This window comes from Streptomyces sp. Tu 3180 (assembly GCF_009852415.1).
GTDB lineage: Bacteria > Actinomycetota > Actinomycetes > Streptomycetales > Streptomycetaceae > Streptomyces.
The window spans coordinates 4,019,243-4,036,936 of the sequence record NZ_WOXS01000002.1; the positions used below are offsets into that span (position 1 = coordinate 4,019,243).

The window sequence follows — 17,694 nt, forward strand, 5'->3', positions numbered from 1 at the left end:
GTGTCTGACTCCGTGAACACCTCCGAAGCCCCGCACCCCGCGCACGCGCACGCGCCCGGTGTGTCGATCCGCCGTACCCGGGCCAAGGGGGAGCCGCGGTTCCCGGACGGGCCGAAGGCCGACCCGGCCGGGTCGCACTTCGAGCGGCGCATCCGGAGTTTCCAGCCGCGCCGCAGCCGGGTGACCGCCGGGCAGGCGGACGCGCTGCAGCGGCTGTGGCCCCGGTGGGGCTTCGACATCGACGGCCGGCACCGGCTCGACCTCGCGGAGTTCTTCGGCAACGACAACCCGGTGGTCCTGGAGATCGGCTTCGGCATGGGCGAGGCCACCGCGGCGATGGCCGCCGCCGACCCGGCCACCAACATCCTCGCCGTGGACGTCCACACCCCCGGCCAGGGCAACCTCCTCAACCTCGCCGACCAGCAGGGCCTGACCAACGTCCGCGTCGGCAACGGCGACGCGATCATCCTCCTGCGCGAGATGCTCGCCCCCGACTCCCTCGACGGGCTGCGCGTCTACTTCCCGGACCCGTGGCCCAAGAAGCGGCACCACAAGCGGCGGCTGATCCAGCCCGCGTTCCTCTCCCTGGCGGCCACCCGGCTCAGGCCGGGCGTGGTGCTGCACTGCGCCACCGACTGGGAGCCGTACGCCGAGCAGATGCTCGAGGTGCTGACCGCGCACCCCGACTTCGAGAACACCCGGGCCGACGGCGGTTTCGCGCCGCGTCCGGCGTTCCGGCCGCTGACCCGTTTCGAGGGCCAGGGACTGGACAAGGGTCATGTCGTGAACGACCTGCTCTTCCGTCGCGTACAGCACGGTGACCGACCCGGAGCGCTCCACTCCGACCCGTCCTCCACCGGCGCCTGAGCCCTCTTCGCGCTCCTGCGGGCAGCGCCCCCGTCTCGTTAGGGTCCCTTCCGTGGCCAGCAGCCCTCCCTGCCCGACGTATCCCGGCGCGGCACCGCAGCCCGGCCTGCCTCCGCGGTCCGGTGGTGCGCTCCGGCACGCGCACTGGTGGCAGCGGCCGTGGGTGCGCTACGGAGCGCCGGCCGTCCTGCTCGCGCTGTCCGGGCTGGTCATCCTCGCGCTGGTGCGCGAGCAGACCGGCACGGAGGGGTTCCTGGTCGGCCTGGGACTCGCGGTGCTGCCCGTACCGCTGCTCATGGCCGCCTTCCGGTGGCTGGACCGGGTGGAGCCGGGTCCTTGGCGGAACCTGCTGTTCTCCTTCGCCTGGGGCGCCTGCGCGGCGGCGCTCATGGCGATCGTGGCCAACAGTTTCGCCACCCGGTGGATAGCGAGGGCCACGGCCGATCCGGCGGGCGCGGACACGCTCGGCGCGACCGTCATAGCGCCCGTCGTGGAGGAGACCGCGAAGGCCGCCGCCGTGCTGCTGGTCTTCCTCTTCCGCAGACGCGACTTCACCGGGATCCTCGACGGCGTGGTGATAGCCGGGGTCACCGCCACCGGGTTCGCGTTCACCGAGAACATCCTCTACCTCGGCACCGCCTTCGGGGCCGATCAGCTGACCGGCGACAGCGGCATCGCCTCGGTCACCGCGGCGACCTTCTTCGTCCGCATCGTCATGTCGCCGTTCGCGCACCCGCTGTTCACCGTGTTCACCGGCATCGGGTTCGGGATCTCCGCGCTCTCACCGCAGCGGCAGCGGGTCCGGCGGGTGCTGCTGCCGCTGGCCGGGCTGCTGCTCGCGATGGGCATGCACGCGCTGTGGAACGGTTCCTCGACGCTGGGCGACTACGGCTTCCTCGCGGTGTACCTGGCGTTCATGGTGCCGATGTTCGGCATGCTGACCTGGCTGGTGGTGTGGACGCGGCAGCGCGAGCTGCGGACGGTGCGGACGGAGCTGCCGGCGTACGCGGTGGCCGGCTGGCTGCTGCCGGCGGAGCCGTTCGCGCTGGGCTCGATGCGCGCCCGGCGCGTCGCCCGGCGGTACGCGCGCCGGTACGGGGGGAAGGAGGTGGCGCGGGCGGTGGCGCAGTACGAGGCGTACGCGACCTCGCTGGCGTTCCTGCGGCACCGGGGGCGGCTCGGCCGGGCGGGGACGGACTTCGTCGAACGGGAGCGGGAGCTGCTGCTGGAGCTGTGGCGCCGCCGGGAGGCGGCCCGCCCGGCGCTGGACCACGCGGCCCGCACCACCGCGCCGCCGGTTCCGGTCGCCGTCCCGCCGTGGCCGGTGCACGGGATGCCCGGAGCACACGGGATGCACGAAGTGCACGGGACTCACGGGGTCCATGGAGTCCAGGGGACCCGGGGGACGCACGGGCCCCAGGGATACGGGCAGCCGCAGCCGCATCCGTACCCGCCGTACCAGCCGAACCCTTACCGCTTCTGAGTCACCGAACCGGCAGCCCTGACGTCGGGGGGACGCCGTCGGGACTGCCGGGGTTCGGGAGCGGTGGGTCTCAGGGGGTGAGGCCCTTGTCGCGCAGCCACGCCAGCGGGTCGACGCCCGAGGAGGAGCCGCCCGGGTGGACCTCCAGGTGGAGGTGGGCCCCGGTGGAGTTGCCGGTGGAGCCGACGCGTCCGATCACATCGCCGGTGTTGACCTTCTGGCCGACGCTGACGCTGATGGAGGACTGGTGGGCGTACCAGATCTCGGTGCCGTCCTCGAGGGTCAGCACGGTCTTGTAGCCGTAGGAGCCGTCCCAGCCGGCGGAGGTGATCGTGCCGGTGTGGACCGCCTTGATCAGCGTGCCCGTGGGCGCGGCGAAGTCGAGGCCGGTGTGGTAGCCGGAGGACCAGTAGGCGCCGGCCTGGCCGAAGGTCGAGCTGAGGGTGTACGAGGAGGTCGGCAGCGCGTACTGCTTGGCCAGCTCGGCGAGGCGCTCGGCCTCGGCCTTCTTCCTGGCCTCCTCCTCCGCCTTCTTCTTCGCGGCCTCGGCCTTCGCCTCGGCCTCCTTCTCCGCCTTGGCGGCGGCCTCGGCGGCCGCCTTCTCGGCCGCCGCGGCGGCTTCCGCCGCGGCCTTGCTCTCGGCCTGGTCCTGCTGCTGCTCGACCTGCGCCATGATCCGGGCGCGCAGCGCCTCACCGGCGTCGGCGGTGCCCTGCCCGGTGTCGTCGGCGGTCGCGCCGATGCTGCTGAGCGGCGTGGCGGAACCGGCGGGCTCCTCCTCGTCGGAGATGAGGGAACCCACGTTGGGCAGGTCGGGCATGGAGATCGAGACCGGCGGCTTGCCGGTCTGGGCGGTGGCCATGCCGCCCGCGCCCACCGCGGCGATGACACCGACGCCCAGGACCGTGGAGCTGCGGGCGAGTCCTCCGCCGCGCTGCTTGGCGACGCGGTGCCGGCCGCGTACCGGGCGGACGGACTCCGCGGTGGGGTTCCACTCCTCGAAGGGGCCCTCCTCGCCGCGGACACCGCCGTAGACGAAGGTGTCGCCGTCGCGCTGGCTCGGCATGAAGGGGGCCTCGGGGGCAGGCCGGTTGGACGCCACGTGGGCGCGCTCCTTTCCTTCCTTCATCGCCTACCGGGTTAGCTGACGGGTTCGGAGCAGGAAGGTCTCCTACGCGCGTATACGAGCCGTGCTTCCACGGCGGTATCCACGCGATTCACCCCATGGTGGTGGTTCCCCGGTTCCCTTGCGGGATTCGGCGCGTGCGCACGGAGCCGACTTCTGTGACGGCTGGGACGACCGCGCTGCGTTATCGAACGTTAATAGACGCGAGGGCCGGATTCCAAGCCGTTCCTCTTGATCGTTCGCGATTTTCGCGTGGACTTAACCGCCACGAGCGGCCAAAAACGGGCGAGTTGACCCACCCTCGGATGTCCACCGAGTTCTGACGGTGTGTCAGTTGTTATGCGCAGCGGGGCGGCCCGGTCACTCTCGGTGAGAGCGGTGCGCGCGGAGAGGAAAACACCGAGGGCCGGAACCCTTCCGGATTCCGGCCCTCGGCCTTCAGTAGCGGGGACAGGATTTGAACCTGCGACCTCTGGGTTATGAGCCCAGCGAGCTACCGAGCTGCTCCACCCCGCGTCGGTATGACACCAGTGTACGCCATGCGCGGGACACTCAGCACACCCGTTGTCCCCGGCCCCTCAGCGGCCGATCAGATGGCCGTTCGGCGCCTGGGCCCGCTCCTCGTGCTCCGGCAGCACGACGACGGTGGCGCCCCCGTCCGCCAGCACTCCGCTGCCGTCGGCGCCCGGCACGAAGGTGTCCGGCTCGCGCCAGGCCGTGACCACCCGCCGCACCCCCGCGTCCAGGATCAGCCGGGCACAGGGCGCCGGCCGGGACGCGCGCCGGGCGCAGGGCTCCAGGCTGGAGTACACGGTGGCGGTCGCGAGCCGGGGGTCCGTGGGGTCGGCCTTGGCGAGCGCCGCCTCCTCCGCGTGCACCACCGGGTCCCCGCCCTCCCGGGAGTGCCCCCGCGCCAGTTCCGTACCGTCGGCCGCGACCACCACCGCGCCCACGCTGAACGCCGTCCGGGACGGCGGGCACCGGTCCGCGAGGTCGCAGGCGAGGGCCAGCCAGTGGTGGTCGGCGGCGGAGGGCACCGCACCGGTGCCGGGTGCGGTGGGCTCGTAACGCGTCAGGACGACGTCGCCGACGGCGCGGGTCTCGAGCAGCCGCAGCCGGCCGCCCTGGTAGGAGCCGGGGCCGAAGAGGCGGGGGGCGTCCGGGTCGCCGACGAAGAGCGGGGCGAGGACCAGCTGGAGCTCGTCGGCGAGGCCCTGGGTGAGGAGCTGGGTGTGGATCAGGCCGCCGCCCTCGACCATGAGCCGCCGGACCCCGCGCACGGCGTGCAGGTGCTCCAGGAGCCGCCGCCAGTCGACCTCGGGGCCGAGCGGGACGACATCGGCCGCGAGACCGTGGGCGTGGGCCCGCTCGGCGCCCCCGTCGGTCGTGTAGAGGACCTTCTCGCCCCCCGTGTGCCAGAACAGCGCCGCCGGGTCCAGGTCGCCGGAGCCGCTGACGGTGACCTTGAGCGGATACTCGGGCCGGCCCTCGGCGACCCGGGCGGCCCGCCGCTCGGGCGAGTTGACCAGCAGGCGCGGATTGTCGGCACGGATCGTGCCGGCGCCGACCAGGATCGCGTCCACCGACGCCCGCACCTCGTCGACCCGGTCGAAGTCGGCCGGGCCGGACAGCAGCAGCCGCTCGGGGCCGGTGTCGTCCAGGTAGCCGTCCAGGGAGACGGCGGCGGACAGCAGGACGTACGGGTGGGGCATCGGCGTACTCCAAGCGGGGCTGGGACGGCGGGCGGGGCGGTGGGGCGGCCGGCGCGGGCGCGGGTTTCGGGTTCGGGTTCGGGTTCGGGTTCGGGTCAAGTCTGACAACAGGTCCGGCGCGCTCGGCGGGGGCGGGCGTCCGGGTGCGCCGGGCGAGCCGGGCGAGCCGGGCGCCATCCGGCGCGGTCCCCATGATCCGTCCGCCGCACCGGGCACCGCGGCGGTCCGCGTACGGCCCGCGCCCCCCGGGGAATGGGCGCTGCGACCGATGGCGGGAGCCACCGGCGACGGGCGACGGTGGGACCCGGCGACGGCATCGCCGGGCACGGGTGGCAGTGCCCCGCCGGCACATCCGGACCGGGCGGGTGACGACGTCGGCATACGGGCAAACTCCTTCGTACCGGCCCGAGTTCGTCAGGCCGACGGCTCACCCTCCACCTCCCGGCGGCACAGGACCGGCGTCCGGCGGTGTCCGAGGGGACGGCCGGCGCCGACGAGCGGCCACCGGCCGGGAAGGAGGAGCCGTGTCCCCGTCCGACGACGAGCGTCTCGTCGACCTCGCGGCCCGACGCGAGCGGGAGGACCGCCGTTCCGCCCGCCCGCGTTCCGCCCGCCCGCGGTCCGCCGGCCGGCCCGCCCGCCCCCGCGCGTACCGGCACGCGCGCGCCTGGTGGGTGCTGGGGACCGGGGTCGTCATGCTGATCGCGGGCGTGGTCCTGCCCGACGGGCTGCTCATCGCCGCGGGACTGGTCCTGAGCGGCATCGCCGTCCAGCTGCTCGACCCGGACCGGCGGCGGACGGACGGCCCCCGCCGCCCGCGCTGAACACCCGTCACCGCCCCCGCGCCCCGGCCGTACGACTGTCTCGTTCGGCGCTTCCGCCCGGTCGCCCTCCACTGTCACCCTGACCAGAACCAGGAAACCGGCTCTCGAAGCCGCGCGGAGCGGAAAGTGGGACGATCCGCTCGGGTCAGCGCCTCGTCCGCCGGGGCATCCGACCGCCTTCCCACCGGCCGGCGGCGGGAGACCGGAAGGGGAGCGTCAGCATGATCGAGTGGGTGCCCCTCGGCACCGGACCGAAGCCGGTCCCCCGGCCCGTCGCCACGCCGTTGGTGTGGGCCGGCGCCTTCGGCGGTGCGGCGGTGCTGGTGGCGCTGCTCAACACGCTCGTGGGCATCGACCACCCCGGACTCGCCCTGACCGCCCTGTCCCTGCTGGCCGCCGCCCTGGGCGTGTGCGCCCGGTTCACCGCGGCCCCGGGGACGGCCGTCCTGTGCTGGCTGTTCCTCAACGGCTTCGCCGTTCCGCCCGCGGGCACCCTCTCCTGGGCCGGCCCCCGCGACACCTTCTGGCTCACCTGCCTGCTCACCGCCGCACTCGTCGGTACGGCCGTCTCCCGCCTGGTCCACGCCCGCGCGGCCCACCACCGCGTCACCCCGGCCGTCCGCACGCCCTCCACGGAACCGGACGAGTGGCCGCACGCCTCCTGACGGGACAAGCGCGTCCCGTGCCGCCGGGCCGTCGAACCGGCCGTTCCCTCCGGCCCGCCGGGACGCCCCGCCCGGCCCGGTGGGAGGGAGGGCCCGTCCGGCCCGGGACCGCGCGGACGTACCGGGCCTCCCGGCCGGGCCCCGAGCCGGTTCGCGCGGATTCGTACAGACGGGGGAAACGAGTCGGCGCCCGGGCCGCCGAAGCCGGCCCGGGCGCCGCGTGGCAGGTCGGAGGGCACGGAGCCCGCCTGCCGACCGTAGGCCCTGTGGGACTCGAACCCACAACCAATGGATTAAAAGTCCACTGCTCTGCCAATTGAGCTAAGGGCCCCGGCGATGTTGTCCCCCCGAGCATAGCCGGACACGGCCGAGTCTCCGATCGGGTATCGGGGAGCCGGGTCCGGACGTGTCCCCGCGGGAACGCGGAAGGGCCCGCGCGACAGGTGTCGCACGGGCCCTTCGGAACGGCACGGTGAAACCGCGTCAGCCGTTGCGCTTCCAGCGCGGCTTGTCCTCGCGGCGGCCGAAGGAGCCGCCGCCCCGGTGGTCGTCACGACGGCCGTACGGGCGGTCGTGGCCGCCGGTGCGGAAGCCCGGGCGGTCGCCCTGACGGTCACGGTTGAAGGGACGGTCGCTGCCCCGGTGGCCGCCGCGCTCGTCGCGGCGGAAGGTCCCGCGGTCACCCCGGTCGTCGCGACGGAAACCGCCGCGGTCGCCGTCACGGCGCTCGAAGGAACGCCCGCCGCGGTCACGGTCACGGTCGAAGCCGCCCCGCTCGTCACGGCGGAAGCCACCCCGGTCGCCCCGGTCGTCACGGCGGAAGTTCCCGCGGTCGCCCCGGTCGTCCCGGCGGAAACCGCCGCGGTCGCCCTGGTCGTCGCGACGGAAACCGCCGCGGTCGCCGTCACGGCGCTCGAAGGAACGCCCGCCGCGGTCACGGTCACGGTCGAAGCCGCCCCGGTCGTCACGGCGGAAACCGCCCCGGTCACCCCGGTCGCGGTTGAAGCCGCCCCGGTCGTCACGGCGCTCGAAGGAACGCCCACCGCGCTCGCCCCGGTCACCCCGGTCGTCCCGGCGGAAACCGCCGCGGTCGCCCCGGTCGTCCCGGCGCTCACGCCGCTCGTACGGCGCCGGCGCCTCCGCACGCTCCGCGCGCTCGGCCCGCTCGACGTCCCGTGCGGACGGCTGCTCCGGCAGCGAGACCTCCGCCTCGGCCTGCACCGCGGCGGCCGCCTCGGCCACCACCGCCTCGGGGTCCTCGCCCCGCTCGCGCGCCACCCGGGCCAGCAGCCGGTCCGCCTCGTCCCGCAGCTCGGCCGCCCGGCGCTGCGCCCGCTCCAGCTCCTTGGTGAGCTGGGCGACCTCGCGCTCGGCCTGCTGCGCCGCGTTGCCCGCGGACTCGGCCTGCACCTCGGTCATCGACCGGGCGCCGGTGATCTCGGCGACCTCCGGGTCGAAGGCCGCGCCGCCCTGGATGATGTGGCGCGTCGCGTCGACGCCCGCGTCCTCCATCAGCCGGAAGATCTGGCGCCGCTGGTGCGGCAGGGACAGGGACACGACCGTGCCCGTGCGCCCGGCGCGCGCCGTACGGCCCGCCCGGTGCAGGTAGTCCTTGTGGTCGCCGGCCGGGTCGACGTTCAGGACGAGGTCGATGCCGTCGACGTGGATGCCGCGGGCCGCGACGTCCGTCGCCACCAGGACGTTCACGTACCCGTCCTTGAAGTCCGCCAGCGTCCGGGTCCGGGCGCCCTGGGTCATGCCGCCGTGCAGCGCGTCGGCCTTCACCCCGGCGTCCCGCAGCTGCTCGGCGACGCGGTCGGCGCCCAGCTGGGTGCGGACGAAGATGATGGTGCGGCCCTTGCGGGAGGCGATGGCCGCGGTGACCGGCGCCTTGTCCTTGGGCTTCACGACCAGGATGTGGTGCGACATGGTCGTCACCGCGCCCTGCGCCGCGTCCACCTCGTGCGAGACCGGCTCGTTCAGGTACCGGTCGACGAGGGTCTTGATCTCGTTCTCCATGGTCGCGGAGAACAGCATCCGCTGACCGCCCGCCGGGACCTGGTCCAGCAGTTCCGTGACCTCGGGCAGGAAGCCCAGGTCGGACATCTGGTCGGCCTCGTCGAGGACCGCGATCTCCACGTTCTCCAGGGAGCACGCGCCGCGGTTGATGATGTCGCGCAGCCGGCCCGGCGTGGCGACCAGGATGTCGACGCCGCGCTCGAGGGCGTAGATCTGGTTGCCCATGGACGTGCCGCCGCAGACGACCTTCATCTTCAGGCCGAGGACGTCGCCGTACGGCTGGAGCGCGTCGGCGACCTGCATGGCGAGCTCACGCGTCGGGGTCAGGATGACGGCGCGCGGCTTGTGCTTCTCGGTGCGGCCGCCGGCCAGCGTGGCCAGCGTCGGCAGACCGAAGGAGAGGGTCTTGCCGGAGCCGGTGCGGCCCCGGCCGAGGATGTCCTTGCCGGCCAGGGCGTCCGGGATGGTCGCGGCCTGGATCGGGAAGGGGGTGGTCACGCCGTTCTGCGCGAGCTTGCGCACGACGCCCTCGGGGAGGCCGAGGTCGGCGAAGGTGGTCTCGGGGGCGGTGGAGGCGGTGGTGTCGGTGTCCTCGGTGTTCTCGGGCACGACGACGTGATCAGTACTGGCGATGGGCATACGAATGCGAAACCTTCCGGAGTCTCTCTTCGGCACGCGCCCGTCAACTCCGTGATTCGCGATTCGCAATACGACCGCCTCGATGCGGTCCACCACGGCAAGGGAGAGAGTACGCGCCACACGGCGCGCTCTGCGTTGGCGCCGGGCAAATAGGATCAAACGATCTGCCACCATACGCACCCCGACCCACCAAAAGCAAACCGGGTTCTCGTCACAGGACCGAACCGCAGGTCAGCGCGGTGATCCCCGGACGAGTCGGCCACGACGGCGGGCGGCGCGCGGGGCGGAGGAGAGGGCTCTAGACCGGCGCCCCCGCTTCCGGCACCGGCTCCCGCCGTGCCAGCTGGGGCTGCGGCGGCTCGTGCGCCGACGACGACGGCTCCGCCTCCGTCGGCTCCGGCGGCGCCGACGGCTCGGGCGGCGCCGGCGTGGGCTCCGGGTCGGGCGGCCGGCTGGGCTCCGGCGGCACGGGCCGGTCGTCCGGTGTCGGCCCGGCGGGCTCGCCCGGCCCGCCGCCGGGCGGCGCGGACCGGCTCGCCCCCGCCGACGGAGACGCCCCGGCGGACGCCTGCTTCCCCGCCCTGTTCCCCTTCCCCCCGCCCTCGCGTTTCTCGCCCCTGCCGCCCCGGCGCTCGCCGCCGGCCACCGCGGCGCCACGGTCCGCCCCGCCGCCCGACACCACCGGTCCCCCGTCCGGCTCCTCACCGCCCGGCCGTGCCGCCGAGCGCGACGGCTCGGCGCTCCCGCCCGCCTCCCCCTCGCCCACACTCATGCAACCGGCGGCGGCGACGACGGCCACGACCGTGGCGGCCAGGCGGGCGGGTACGTACAAGGGGCGCACGGGGCCACCTCCGGTCGAAGTGCTGGGACGCCATGCCCAACTCCCGTCACCCGCAAGAGGACACGCGCACGGCCTATCCGTAGCCGAGAGCGTGCAGCCGGGCGTCGTCGATCCCGAAGTGATGCGCGATCTCGTGCACCACCGTGATCTCCGTCTCCGCGACCACGTCCTCCCGCGACTCGCACATCCGCAGCGTCGGCCCCCGGTAGATCGTGATCCGGTCCGGCAGCACCCCCGCGTACCACTCGCCCCGCTCCGTCAGCGGAGTCCCCTCGTACAACCCGAGCAGTTCCGGATCGTCCGCCGGCGGCTCGTCCTCCACGAACACCGCCACGTTGTCCATCAACCGCGTCAGCTCCGGCGGGATCCGGTCCAGCGCCTCGGCGACCAGTTCCTCGAACATCTCGCGCGTCATCTCCAGCACAGGGCCATTCTCGGGTACGAGCCGTCCGTACGAGATGCGCCGGGCCCCCCGCATATCCGGTCCCGCGCTTGGGCATACGGGACCAATGGCCCGCGTCCCCTCCGCAGTCATGAACGTCCGGCACCGTCTTCGAAGGGGCCCGCGCGCCCTCACCCGCCGCCACCGCACGCACCGCTCCACCCCCGCGACGCCCGCCCTCGCCCCACGGCCCCGCCCCCTGGTCCGCGCCCTCGGACTGGTCACCGTGGTCGTGCTCGGCGCCTGGCTCGGCCTCCTCGTCGTCGGCAACGTCCGGGTCCCCGTCGGTCCCATGGACACCACCATGACCCTGCGTCCCTCCCTCACCGGCGGCACCAAAATCAACGTCTCTCCCCTGGGCGCCCTCCAACTGGACAGCCACACCGCCCCGGTCCGCCTGGACGTCAACGTCGACCAGCTCGACCCCGACCGCTCCCAGGCCCTCGTGGACCACCCCGAACGGCTCTCCGGCCTCCAGGACGAGGTCACCCGGGACATCGCCCACGGCACCGCCGACCTCGCCGTGCGCTCCGGGGTCGCCGTCGTCACCGGCGCCACCGCGCTCGGCCTCGCCGTCTACCGCCGTCCCCGCCGCGCGCTCGCCGCCGGCGGCCTCGCCCTCGCCCTCCTGGCCGCGTCCGGCGGCACCGCCTACGCCACCTGGAACCCGGACTCGGTCCTGGAGCCCAAGTTCTCCGGCCTGCTCTCCTCCGCCCCCTCGCTCGTCGGCAACGCCCGCAGCATCGTCACCGAGTTCGACGTCTACCAGAAGGAGCTGGCCCGCCTCGTCACCAACGTGACCAAGCTCTACGACGCCACCTCCACCCTCCCCGCCTACCAGCCCGACCCGACCACCATCCGCGTCCTGCACGTCTCGGACATCCACCTCAACCCGGCCAGCTGGAAGATCATCGCCTCGCTGGTGGAGCAGTACCGGGTGGACGTGATCGTCGACTCCGGCGACACCATGGACCACGGCACGGCCGCCGAGAACGGCTTCCTGGACCCCATCGAGGACCTCGGCGCCCCCTACGTCTGGGTCCGCGGCAACCACGACTCCCTCGTCACCCAGCGCTACCTCGAGCGCATGAGGAACGTCCACGTCCTGGACGACGGCCGGGCCACCACCATCGCCGGCCTGCGCTTCGCCGGCATCGGCGACCCGCAGTTCACCCCCGACCGCTCCAAGACGTCCGGAGCCGAGCAGTCCCAGGAACTCGCGGGCGCCCGCCTCGCCTCCGCCCTGCGCGACCAGCGCGCCGCCGGCACCCCGGTGGACGTGGCCATCGCCCACGAGCCCTCCGCGGCCCGCGAGGCCGACGGCACCGTCCCCCTGGTCCTGGCCGGCCACCTCCACCACGAGGAGACCGAGGTCATGAAGTACGGCACCCGCCTCCGCATCGAGGGCTCCACCGGCGGCAGCGGCCTGCGCGCCGTCGAGGGCGAATACCCCGACCCGATCGAGACCTCGATCCTCTACTTCGACCGCGACACCCGCCGCCTCCAGGCCTGGGACTCCATCGAGCTCGGCGGCCTGGGCCTGACGACGGCTGAGGTCAGCCGCCACCTCCCCAGGGAGAACCAGCCCGGCGCGACCCCCTCCCCGAGCCCTTCCACGGCCACCCCCTCGACGACCTCTCCGTAAACCGTTTTGGCGAACCCTCCTCCCATCCCATATGCTTCTCACGTCCCCGACGCGCTGAGAAGCGCCCAGGCGGGCCGATAGCCCTCATCGTCTAGCGGCCTAGGACGCCGCCCTTTCAAGGCGGTAGCACGGGTTCGAATCCCGTTGGGGGCACGCACCACCCTGTGCGACACTGTCGTACGACACGCTTGGTCCTGTGGAGCAGTTTGGAGTGCTCGCCACCCTGTCAAGGTGGAGGCCGCGGGTTCAAATCCCGTCAGGACCGCTGATGTTTCACGTGAAACATCGCGGCTGGGTAGCTCAGTTGGTACGAGCGTCCGCCTGAAAAGCGGAAGGTCGCCGGTTCGACCCCGGCCCCAGCCACCGCAGCCCTCATCAGGGCAAACACCCCCTCCGGAGTCTTCCGGAGGGGGTGTTTTCGTGTCGGCCACGCCAACCGGCACGCCGACGGCTCCCGCAGCTAGCCCTGGTCGCCGGCCCTGCGATGGTCGACGACGGAGTCCGGCCCCGGGGACATGATCGTCTCGTGGCCGTTCTCCGACCTCACCCTGTACGGCGGCGCCCCGTCCGGCCCGAGAACTTCGACGATCTCCACCACATGGTCCTGCTGCCCGACAACACGTCCGTGGACGACGAGCCTGTCGCCTTTACCGGCATGCATACCGCTCCCTCCTCATCCTGAGATCCACGTCCCGTCGGCACCCACGATGACGACTACGGTCACGGGTTTCAGGGGTTCGGCGACAAGATCACCGGTATGGGCAGGGCCATCCGGCGGACGCGCAGGTCAGGGGATCACCGAAGTCCGGCGAGCCCCGTTCCTCCATCGGCGTCACCGTGCGGCCGTGCTTCAGCGTGTGTGCGTGCCCCCCGGTCCGCCGGCTGCTTCCCTGGGTGACGGTCAACGTCCGCAGAGCGCCGACCGCGGGGAGTAGGCGATGGTGAATGGTTCCGCTCCGGGCCCTGCCAAGGGCTTCCTCCGCTCACACGCCAAGGCCGTGGTCTCGGCCCTGGTGAGCGGTCTGGTCGCTTGCCTGTCGTCGCTGGTCACCGCGTTGCAGGGCGAGCAGAGCGGGTTCGACACGATCACCGACGGCCAGTGGGTCACCGCCGTGCTGGCGTTCCTCGTCGGGCTCGGGATCACCGGTCCGGTGACCAGCAGGACCCCGAACAGGCCGCCCGCCGGTGGGAACCCCTAGCGGGCCCGCGGGCCGGGCGATCACCCGGCCCGCCCCCGGGTCCGGGACCGGCCGCGGCGTCGGCGCGTGGTGCCGGACGGCGGGTGACGGGCGAGCGCGGCAAAAGCGTTCGCCAGGATTTTCTCGAGGATGAGATCCTGGATCCCGTATGTCCACACATCCCGCCCCCGCCCCCGCCCTCGGCGCCCTCGCCTCCCGCCTGGCCGAACTGTCGCTGCGCGACGCGCACCGGCTCGGGCGCAGGCTGGAGGGTGCGCGCAAGATCCGCAAGCCGGAGGCCCGGGCCGCCGTGCTCGCCGAGATCGAGACGGAGGTCGCCCGGGCCGAGGAACGGATGGCCGAGCGGCGTGTCCGCGTGCCGGAGATCCGCTACCCCGAGCAGCTTCCGGTCAGCCAGAAGAAGGACGCGATCGCCGAGGCCATCCGCGATCACCAGGTGGTGATCGTCGCGGGTGAGACCGGCTCCGGCAAGACCACGCAGATCCCGAAGATCTGCCTGGAGCTGGGCCGGGGGGTGCGGGGCATGATCGGGCACACCCAGCCCCGCCGGATCGCCGCCCGTACGGTGGCCGAGCGGGTGGCGGAGGAGCTGGAGACGCCGCTGGGCGAGGCGGTCGGCTGGAAGGTCCGCTTCACCGACCAGGTGAACCCGGACGCCACCTTCATCAAGCTGATGACCGACGGCATCCTGCTCGCCGAGATCCAGACCGACCGCGAGCTGCGCGCCTACGACACGATCATCATCGACGAGGCGCACGAGCGGTCCCTGAACATCGACTTCCTGCTCGGCTACCTGGCGCAGCTGCTGCCGAAGCGCCCGGACCTGAAGGTCGTCATCACCTCGGCGACGATCGACCCGGAGCGCTTCTCCCGGCACTTCGGCGACGCCCCGATCATCGAGGTGAGTGGTCGTACCTACCCGGTGGAGGTCCGGTACCGGCCGCTCCTGGAGGAGGACTCGGACGACGCCGACCGGGACCAGATCACCGCGATCACGGACGCCGTCGAGGAGCTGATGGCGGAGGGGCCCGGGGACATCCTGGTCTTCCTCTCCGGGGAGCGGGAGATCCGGGACACGGCGGACGCGCTGACGAAGAAGCAGTACCGGTTCACCGAGGTGCTGCCGTTGTACGCGCGGCTGTCGCACGCCGAGCAGCACCGGGTCTTCCAGCGGCACAGCGGCCGGCGGATCGTGCTGGCGACCAACGTCGCCGAGACCTCGCTGACGGTGCCGGGCATCAAGTACGTCATCGATCCCGGGTTCGCCCGCATCTCGCGCTACAGCCACCGCACCAAGGTGCAGCGCCTGCCGATCGAGCCGATCTCGCAGGCGAGCGCGAACCAGCGCAAGGGCCGCTGCGGGCGCACCTCGGACGGCATCTGCATCCGCCTCTACAGCGAGGAGGACTTCCTCGCGCGTCCGGAGTTCACGGACGCGGAGATCCTGCGGACGAACCTGGCCTCCGTCATCCTGCAGATGACCGCGGCCGGCCTGGGCGACATCGAGAAGTTCCCGTTCATCGACCCGCCGGACCACCGCAACATCCGCGACGGCGTGCAGCTGCTGCAGGAGCTGGGCGCGCTCGACGCGACCCAGAAGGACCCGCGCAAGCGGCTGACGGAGACGGGCCGGAAGCTGGCCCAGCTGCCGGTGGACCCGCGGCTGGCCCGCATGGTGCTGGAGGCGGACAGGAACGGCTGCGTGCGCGAGGTCATGGTCATCGCCGCGGCGCTGTCCATCCAGGACCCGCGGGAGCGGCCCGCCGACAAGCAGACGCAGGCCGACCAGCAGCACGCCCGCTTCCGGGACGAGTCGAGCGACTTCCTCGCCTACCTGAACCTGTGGCGCTACGTGCGGGAGCAGCAGAAGGAGCGCGGTTCGTCGTCGTTCCGGCGCATGTGCAAGCAGGAGTACCTGAACTTCCTGCGCATCCGCGAGTGGCAGGACATCTACACGCAACTGCGCACGGTCGCCAAGCAGATGGGGATCCACCTCGACGAACAGGACGCCCCCGCCGACCGCATCCACGTCTCCCTCCTGGCCGGTCTGCTGTCGCACATCGGCATGAAGGACGTGAAGGAGTCGAAGGACTCCGGACCGGGCGGCCGCAAGGACGGCGGCCGCAACGAGTACCTGGGTGCCCGCAACGCCAAGTTCGCGATCTTCCCGGGTTCGGCGCTGTTCAAGAAGCCCCCGCGCTTCGTGATGTCGGCCGAGCTCGTCGAGACGTCCCGGCTGTGGGCCCGGGTCAACGCGAAGATCGAGCCGGAGTGGGTCGAGCCGCTCGCCGAGCACCTCCTGAAGCGCACGTACAGCGAACCGCACTGGGAGAAGGACCAGGCCGCGGTGATGGCGTACGAGAAGGTCACGTTGTACGGCGTCCCGATCGTCGCGCAGCGCAAGGTGAACTACGGACGGATCGACCCGGAGGTCTCCCGGGAGCTCTTCATCCGCAACGCGCTGGTCGAGGGGGACTGGCGCACGCACCACAAGTTCTTCGCCGACAACCGCAAACTCCTCACCGAGGTCGAGGAGTTGGAGCACCGTGCCCGGCGCCGGGACATCCTGGTCGACGACGAGACCCTGTTCGACTTCTACGACCAGCGGATCCCGCAGCACGTGGTCTCGGGCGCCCACTTCGACTCGTGGTGGAAGCGCAAGCGGCACGAGCAGCCGGACTTCCTGGACTTCGAGCGGGAGATGCTGATCCGCGAGTCGGCGGAGGCGGTCACCAAGGCCGACTACCCCGACACGTGGCGGCAGGGCCCGCTGAAGTTCCGGGTCACGTACCAGTTCGAGCCGGGGGCGGACGCCGACGGCGTGACCGTCCACATCCCGCTCCAGGTGCTCAACCAGGTCACCGACGAGGGCTTCGACTGGCAGATCCCGGGCCTGCGGGAGGAGGTCGTCACGGAGCTGATCCGTTCGCTCCCCAAGCCGATCCGCCGCAACTACGTGCCGGCGCCGAACTACGCGAAGGCGTTCCTGGAGAAGGCGGTCCCGCTCCAGGAGCCGCTGACCACGACGATGGCGCGCGAGCTGAAACGCATGGTCGGTGTCCCCTTCGAGGCGGAGGACTTCGACTGGTCGAAGGTCCCCGACCACCTGAAGATCACTTTCCGGATCGTCGACGAGCGGCGCCGCAAGCTCGCCGAGGACAAGGACCTGGAGGCGCTGAAACTCCGGCTGAAGCCGAAGGCCCGCAAGGCCCTGTCGCAGGCGGCCGCCGCGACGGCGGAGCGCCGGGGCGGCGAGTCCCTGGAGCGCGGGGGCCTGACCGGGTGGACGATCGGCACGCTCACCCGCGTGTTCGAGACCCGTCGGGCCGGCCAGCCGGTGAAGGCGTACCCGGCGCTGGTGGACGACGGGAACGCGGTCTCCGTGCGCCTCTTCGACACGGAGGCCGAGCAGGCGGAGGCGATGTGGAAGGGCACGCGCCGGCTGATCCTGCTGGGGATCCCGGTGAACCCCGCGAAGTTCGCGTCCGAGAAGCTGTCGAACGCCCAGAAGCTCGCGCTGTCCGCGAATCCGCACGGTTCCGTCCAGGCCCTGTTCGACGACTGCGCGACGGCCGCGGCGGACAAGCTGATCGCGGACTTCGGCGGACCGGTGTGGGACGAGGAGTCGTACCGGAAGCTGTACGACAAGGTGCGCGCGGAGATCGTCGACACCACCGTCCGCGCGGTGGGCCAGGTGCAGCAGGTGCTGGCCGCCTGGCAGGCCTGTGAGCGCCGTCTGAAGGCCGTGCGCAGCCCTGCGCTGCTGCCGAACCTGCGGGACGTCCGGGAGCAGCTGGACGCGCTGGTGAAGCCGGGCTTCGTGACGGAGGCGGGGCTGCGGCGGCTGCCCGACCTGATGCGCTACCTGGTCGCCGCCGACCGTCGCCTCCAGCAGATGCCGACCGGCGTGCAGCGGGACACCACCCGCATGGAGAAGGTCCACGAGATGCGGGACGAGTACGCCTGGCTGCTGGAGCAGATGCCGCAAGGCCGGCCGGTCCCCCAGCAGGTGCGGGACATCCGCTGGATGATCGAGGAGCTCCGGGTCAGCTACTTCGCCCACGCGCTGGGGACGGCGTACCCCGTCTCCGACAAGCGCATCGTGAAGGCGATCGACGCGGCGCTGCCGTGACGGGGCCGGTACGCAGGGTGAGTTCGACCTGACGGTCCCCCTCCTGTACAGTCTCTTCTCGCAGCGCAACGCAGACGGAATCCGGCAGCGGATCCGTCTC

At 72.5% G+C, this 17,694-nt stretch carries 13 protein-coding genes, 5 tRNA genes and 1 riboswitch; of the genes, 10 read left to right on the forward strand and 8 right to left on the reverse strand.

Translation table 11 applies throughout. The features are described from left to right. On the forward strand, nt 1-867 hold the full coding sequence (gene trmB, locus GL259_RS18960) for a tRNA (guanosine(46)-N7)-methyltransferase TrmB (protein ID WP_208026493.1): 867 nt from the start codon (nt 1-3) through the stop codon (nt 865-867). A gap of 106 nt (nt 868-973) precedes the next feature. Next, on the forward strand, nt 974-2,350 hold the full coding sequence (locus GL259_RS18965; RefSeq protein WP_243762582.1) for a PrsW family intramembrane metalloprotease: 1,377 nt from the start codon (nt 974-976) through the stop codon (nt 2,348-2,350). Nucleotides 2,351-2,420: 70 nt separating this feature from the next. Here the strand turns inward: GL259_RS18965 and GL259_RS18970 are convergent, their stop codons facing one another. The 3 genes from GL259_RS18970 to GL259_RS18980 form a co-directional block, all read right to left on the reverse strand. Next, complete coding sequence (locus tag GL259_RS18970; RefSeq protein ID WP_159534376.1) at nt 2,421-3,452, reverse strand: M23 family metallopeptidase; 1,032 nt, start codon at nt 3,450-3,452, stop codon at nt 2,421-2,423. Nucleotides 3,453-3,464: 12 nt separating this feature from the next. Further along, nucleotides 3,465-3,622: riboswitch (cyclic di-AMP (ydaO/yuaA leader) on the reverse strand. Between the two features lie 296 nt (nt 3,623-3,918). Beyond that, a tRNA-Met gene (locus GL259_RS18975) sits at nt 3,919-3,992 on the reverse strand. Between the two features lie 62 nt (nt 3,993-4,054). Continuing rightward, complete coding sequence (locus tag GL259_RS18980) at nt 4,055-5,188, reverse strand: dihydrofolate reductase family protein (RefSeq protein ID WP_159534378.1); 1,134 nt, start codon at nt 5,186-5,188, stop codon at nt 4,055-4,057. Between the two features lie 524 nt (nt 5,189-5,712). Between GL259_RS18980 and GL259_RS18985 the strand changes: the two genes are divergently transcribed. Then, complete coding sequence (locus GL259_RS18985; protein WP_159534380.1) at nt 5,713-6,012, forward strand: hypothetical protein; 300 nt, start codon at nt 5,713-5,715, stop codon at nt 6,010-6,012. A 221-nt stretch (nt 6,013-6,233) separates the two neighbouring features. Then, nucleotides 6,234-6,677 carry a hypothetical protein gene (locus GL259_RS18990; protein ID WP_159534382.1) on the forward strand — a complete coding sequence of 148 codons (444 nt, stop codon included), beginning with the start codon at nt 6,234-6,236 and terminating at the stop codon, nt 6,675-6,677. A 258-nt stretch (nt 6,678-6,935) separates the two neighbouring features. Here GL259_RS18990 and GL259_RS18995 read toward each other — a convergent pair. From GL259_RS18995 to GL259_RS19010, 4 genes are all read right to left on the reverse strand, one after another. Further along, a tRNA-Lys gene (locus tag GL259_RS18995) sits at nt 6,936-7,008 on the reverse strand. A 152-nt stretch (nt 7,009-7,160) separates the two neighbouring features. Then, a complete protein-coding gene (locus tag GL259_RS19000; RefSeq protein ID WP_166461527.1) occupies nt 7,161-9,335 on the reverse strand; it encodes a DEAD/DEAH box helicase in 2,175 nt (724 codons plus the stop codon). A gap of 298 nt (nt 9,336-9,633) precedes the next feature. Next, nucleotides 9,634-10,176: a hypothetical protein gene (locus tag GL259_RS19005; protein ID WP_159534386.1), complete on the reverse strand. Its 543-nt coding sequence runs from the start codon at nt 10,174-10,176 to the stop codon at nt 9,634-9,636. A gap of 73 nt (nt 10,177-10,249) precedes the next feature. Next, the gene (locus GL259_RS19010) at nt 10,250-10,600 is read right to left on the reverse strand and encodes a metallopeptidase family protein (RefSeq protein ID WP_159534388.1); all 351 of its coding nucleotides are present in this window, start codon (nt 10,598-10,600) and stop codon (nt 10,250-10,252) included. Between the two features lie 85 nt (nt 10,601-10,685). Here GL259_RS19010 and GL259_RS19015 point away from each other — a divergent pair, with 85 nt between their 5' ends. The 4 genes from GL259_RS19015 (at nt 10,686) to GL259_RS19030 (ending at nt 12,626) form a co-directional block, all read left to right on the forward strand. Continuing rightward, on the forward strand, nt 10,686-12,263 hold the full coding sequence (locus tag GL259_RS19015; RefSeq protein ID WP_159534390.1) for a metallophosphoesterase: 1,578 nt from the start codon (nt 10,686-10,688) through the stop codon (nt 12,261-12,263). Nucleotides 12,264-12,343: 80 nt separating this feature from the next. Next, nucleotides 12,344-12,416: transfer RNA gene (locus GL259_RS19020), tRNA-Glu, on the forward strand. A gap of 37 nt (nt 12,417-12,453) precedes the next feature. After that, nucleotides 12,454-12,528, forward strand: a tRNA-Asp gene (locus tag GL259_RS19025). 24 nt (nt 12,529-12,552) lie between these two features. Continuing rightward, nucleotides 12,553-12,626, forward strand: a tRNA-Phe gene (locus GL259_RS19030). A gap of 97 nt (nt 12,627-12,723) precedes the next feature. Here GL259_RS19030 and GL259_RS19035 read toward each other — a convergent pair. Next, the gene (locus GL259_RS19035; protein ID WP_159534392.1) at nt 12,724-12,924 is read right to left on the reverse strand and encodes a DUF1918 domain-containing protein; all 201 of its coding nucleotides are present in this window, start codon (nt 12,922-12,924) and stop codon (nt 12,724-12,726) included. 277 nt (nt 12,925-13,201) lie between these two features. Here GL259_RS19035 and GL259_RS19040 point away from each other — a divergent pair, with 277 nt between their 5' ends. Next, nucleotides 13,202-13,462, forward strand: a complete 261-nt coding sequence (locus GL259_RS19040; protein WP_159534394.1) for a hypothetical protein — start codon at nt 13,202-13,204, stop codon at nt 13,460-13,462. 148 nt (nt 13,463-13,610) lie between these two features. Then, nucleotides 13,611-17,594: an ATP-dependent RNA helicase HrpA gene (gene hrpA / locus GL259_RS19045; RefSeq protein ID WP_159534396.1), complete on the forward strand. Its 3,984-nt coding sequence runs from the start codon at nt 13,611-13,613 to the stop codon at nt 17,592-17,594. Nucleotides 17,595-17,694: the final 100 nt, after the last annotated feature.

Coding starts and splice junctions, on each gene's coding strand:
- GL259_RS18980 (WP_159534378.1), bottom strand. CDS start 5,188: ATGCCCCACCCGTACGTCCTGCTGTCCGCCGCCGTCTCCCTGGACGGC.
- GL259_RS18990 (WP_159534382.1), top strand. CDS start 6,234: ATGATCGAGTGGGTGCCCCTCGGCACCGGACCGAAGCCGGTCCCCCGG.
- GL259_RS19000 (WP_166461527.1), bottom strand. CDS start 9,335: ATGCCCATCGCCAGTACTGATCACGTCGTCGTGCCCGAGAACACCGAG.
- GL259_RS19015 (WP_159534390.1), top strand. CDS start 10,686: ATGGCCCGCGTCCCCTCCGCAGTCATGAACGTCCGGCACCGTCTTCGA.
- GL259_RS19035 (WP_159534392.1), bottom strand. CDS start 12,924: ATGCATGCCGGTAAAGGCGACAGGCTCGTCGTCCACGGACGTGTTGTC.
- GL259_RS19040 (WP_159534394.1), top strand. CDS start 13,202: ATGGTGAATGGTTCCGCTCCGGGCCCTGCCAAGGGCTTCCTCCGCTCA.
- hrpA (WP_159534396.1), top strand. CDS start 13,611: ATGTCCACACATCCCGCCCCCGCCCCCGCCCTCGGCGCCCTCGCCTCC.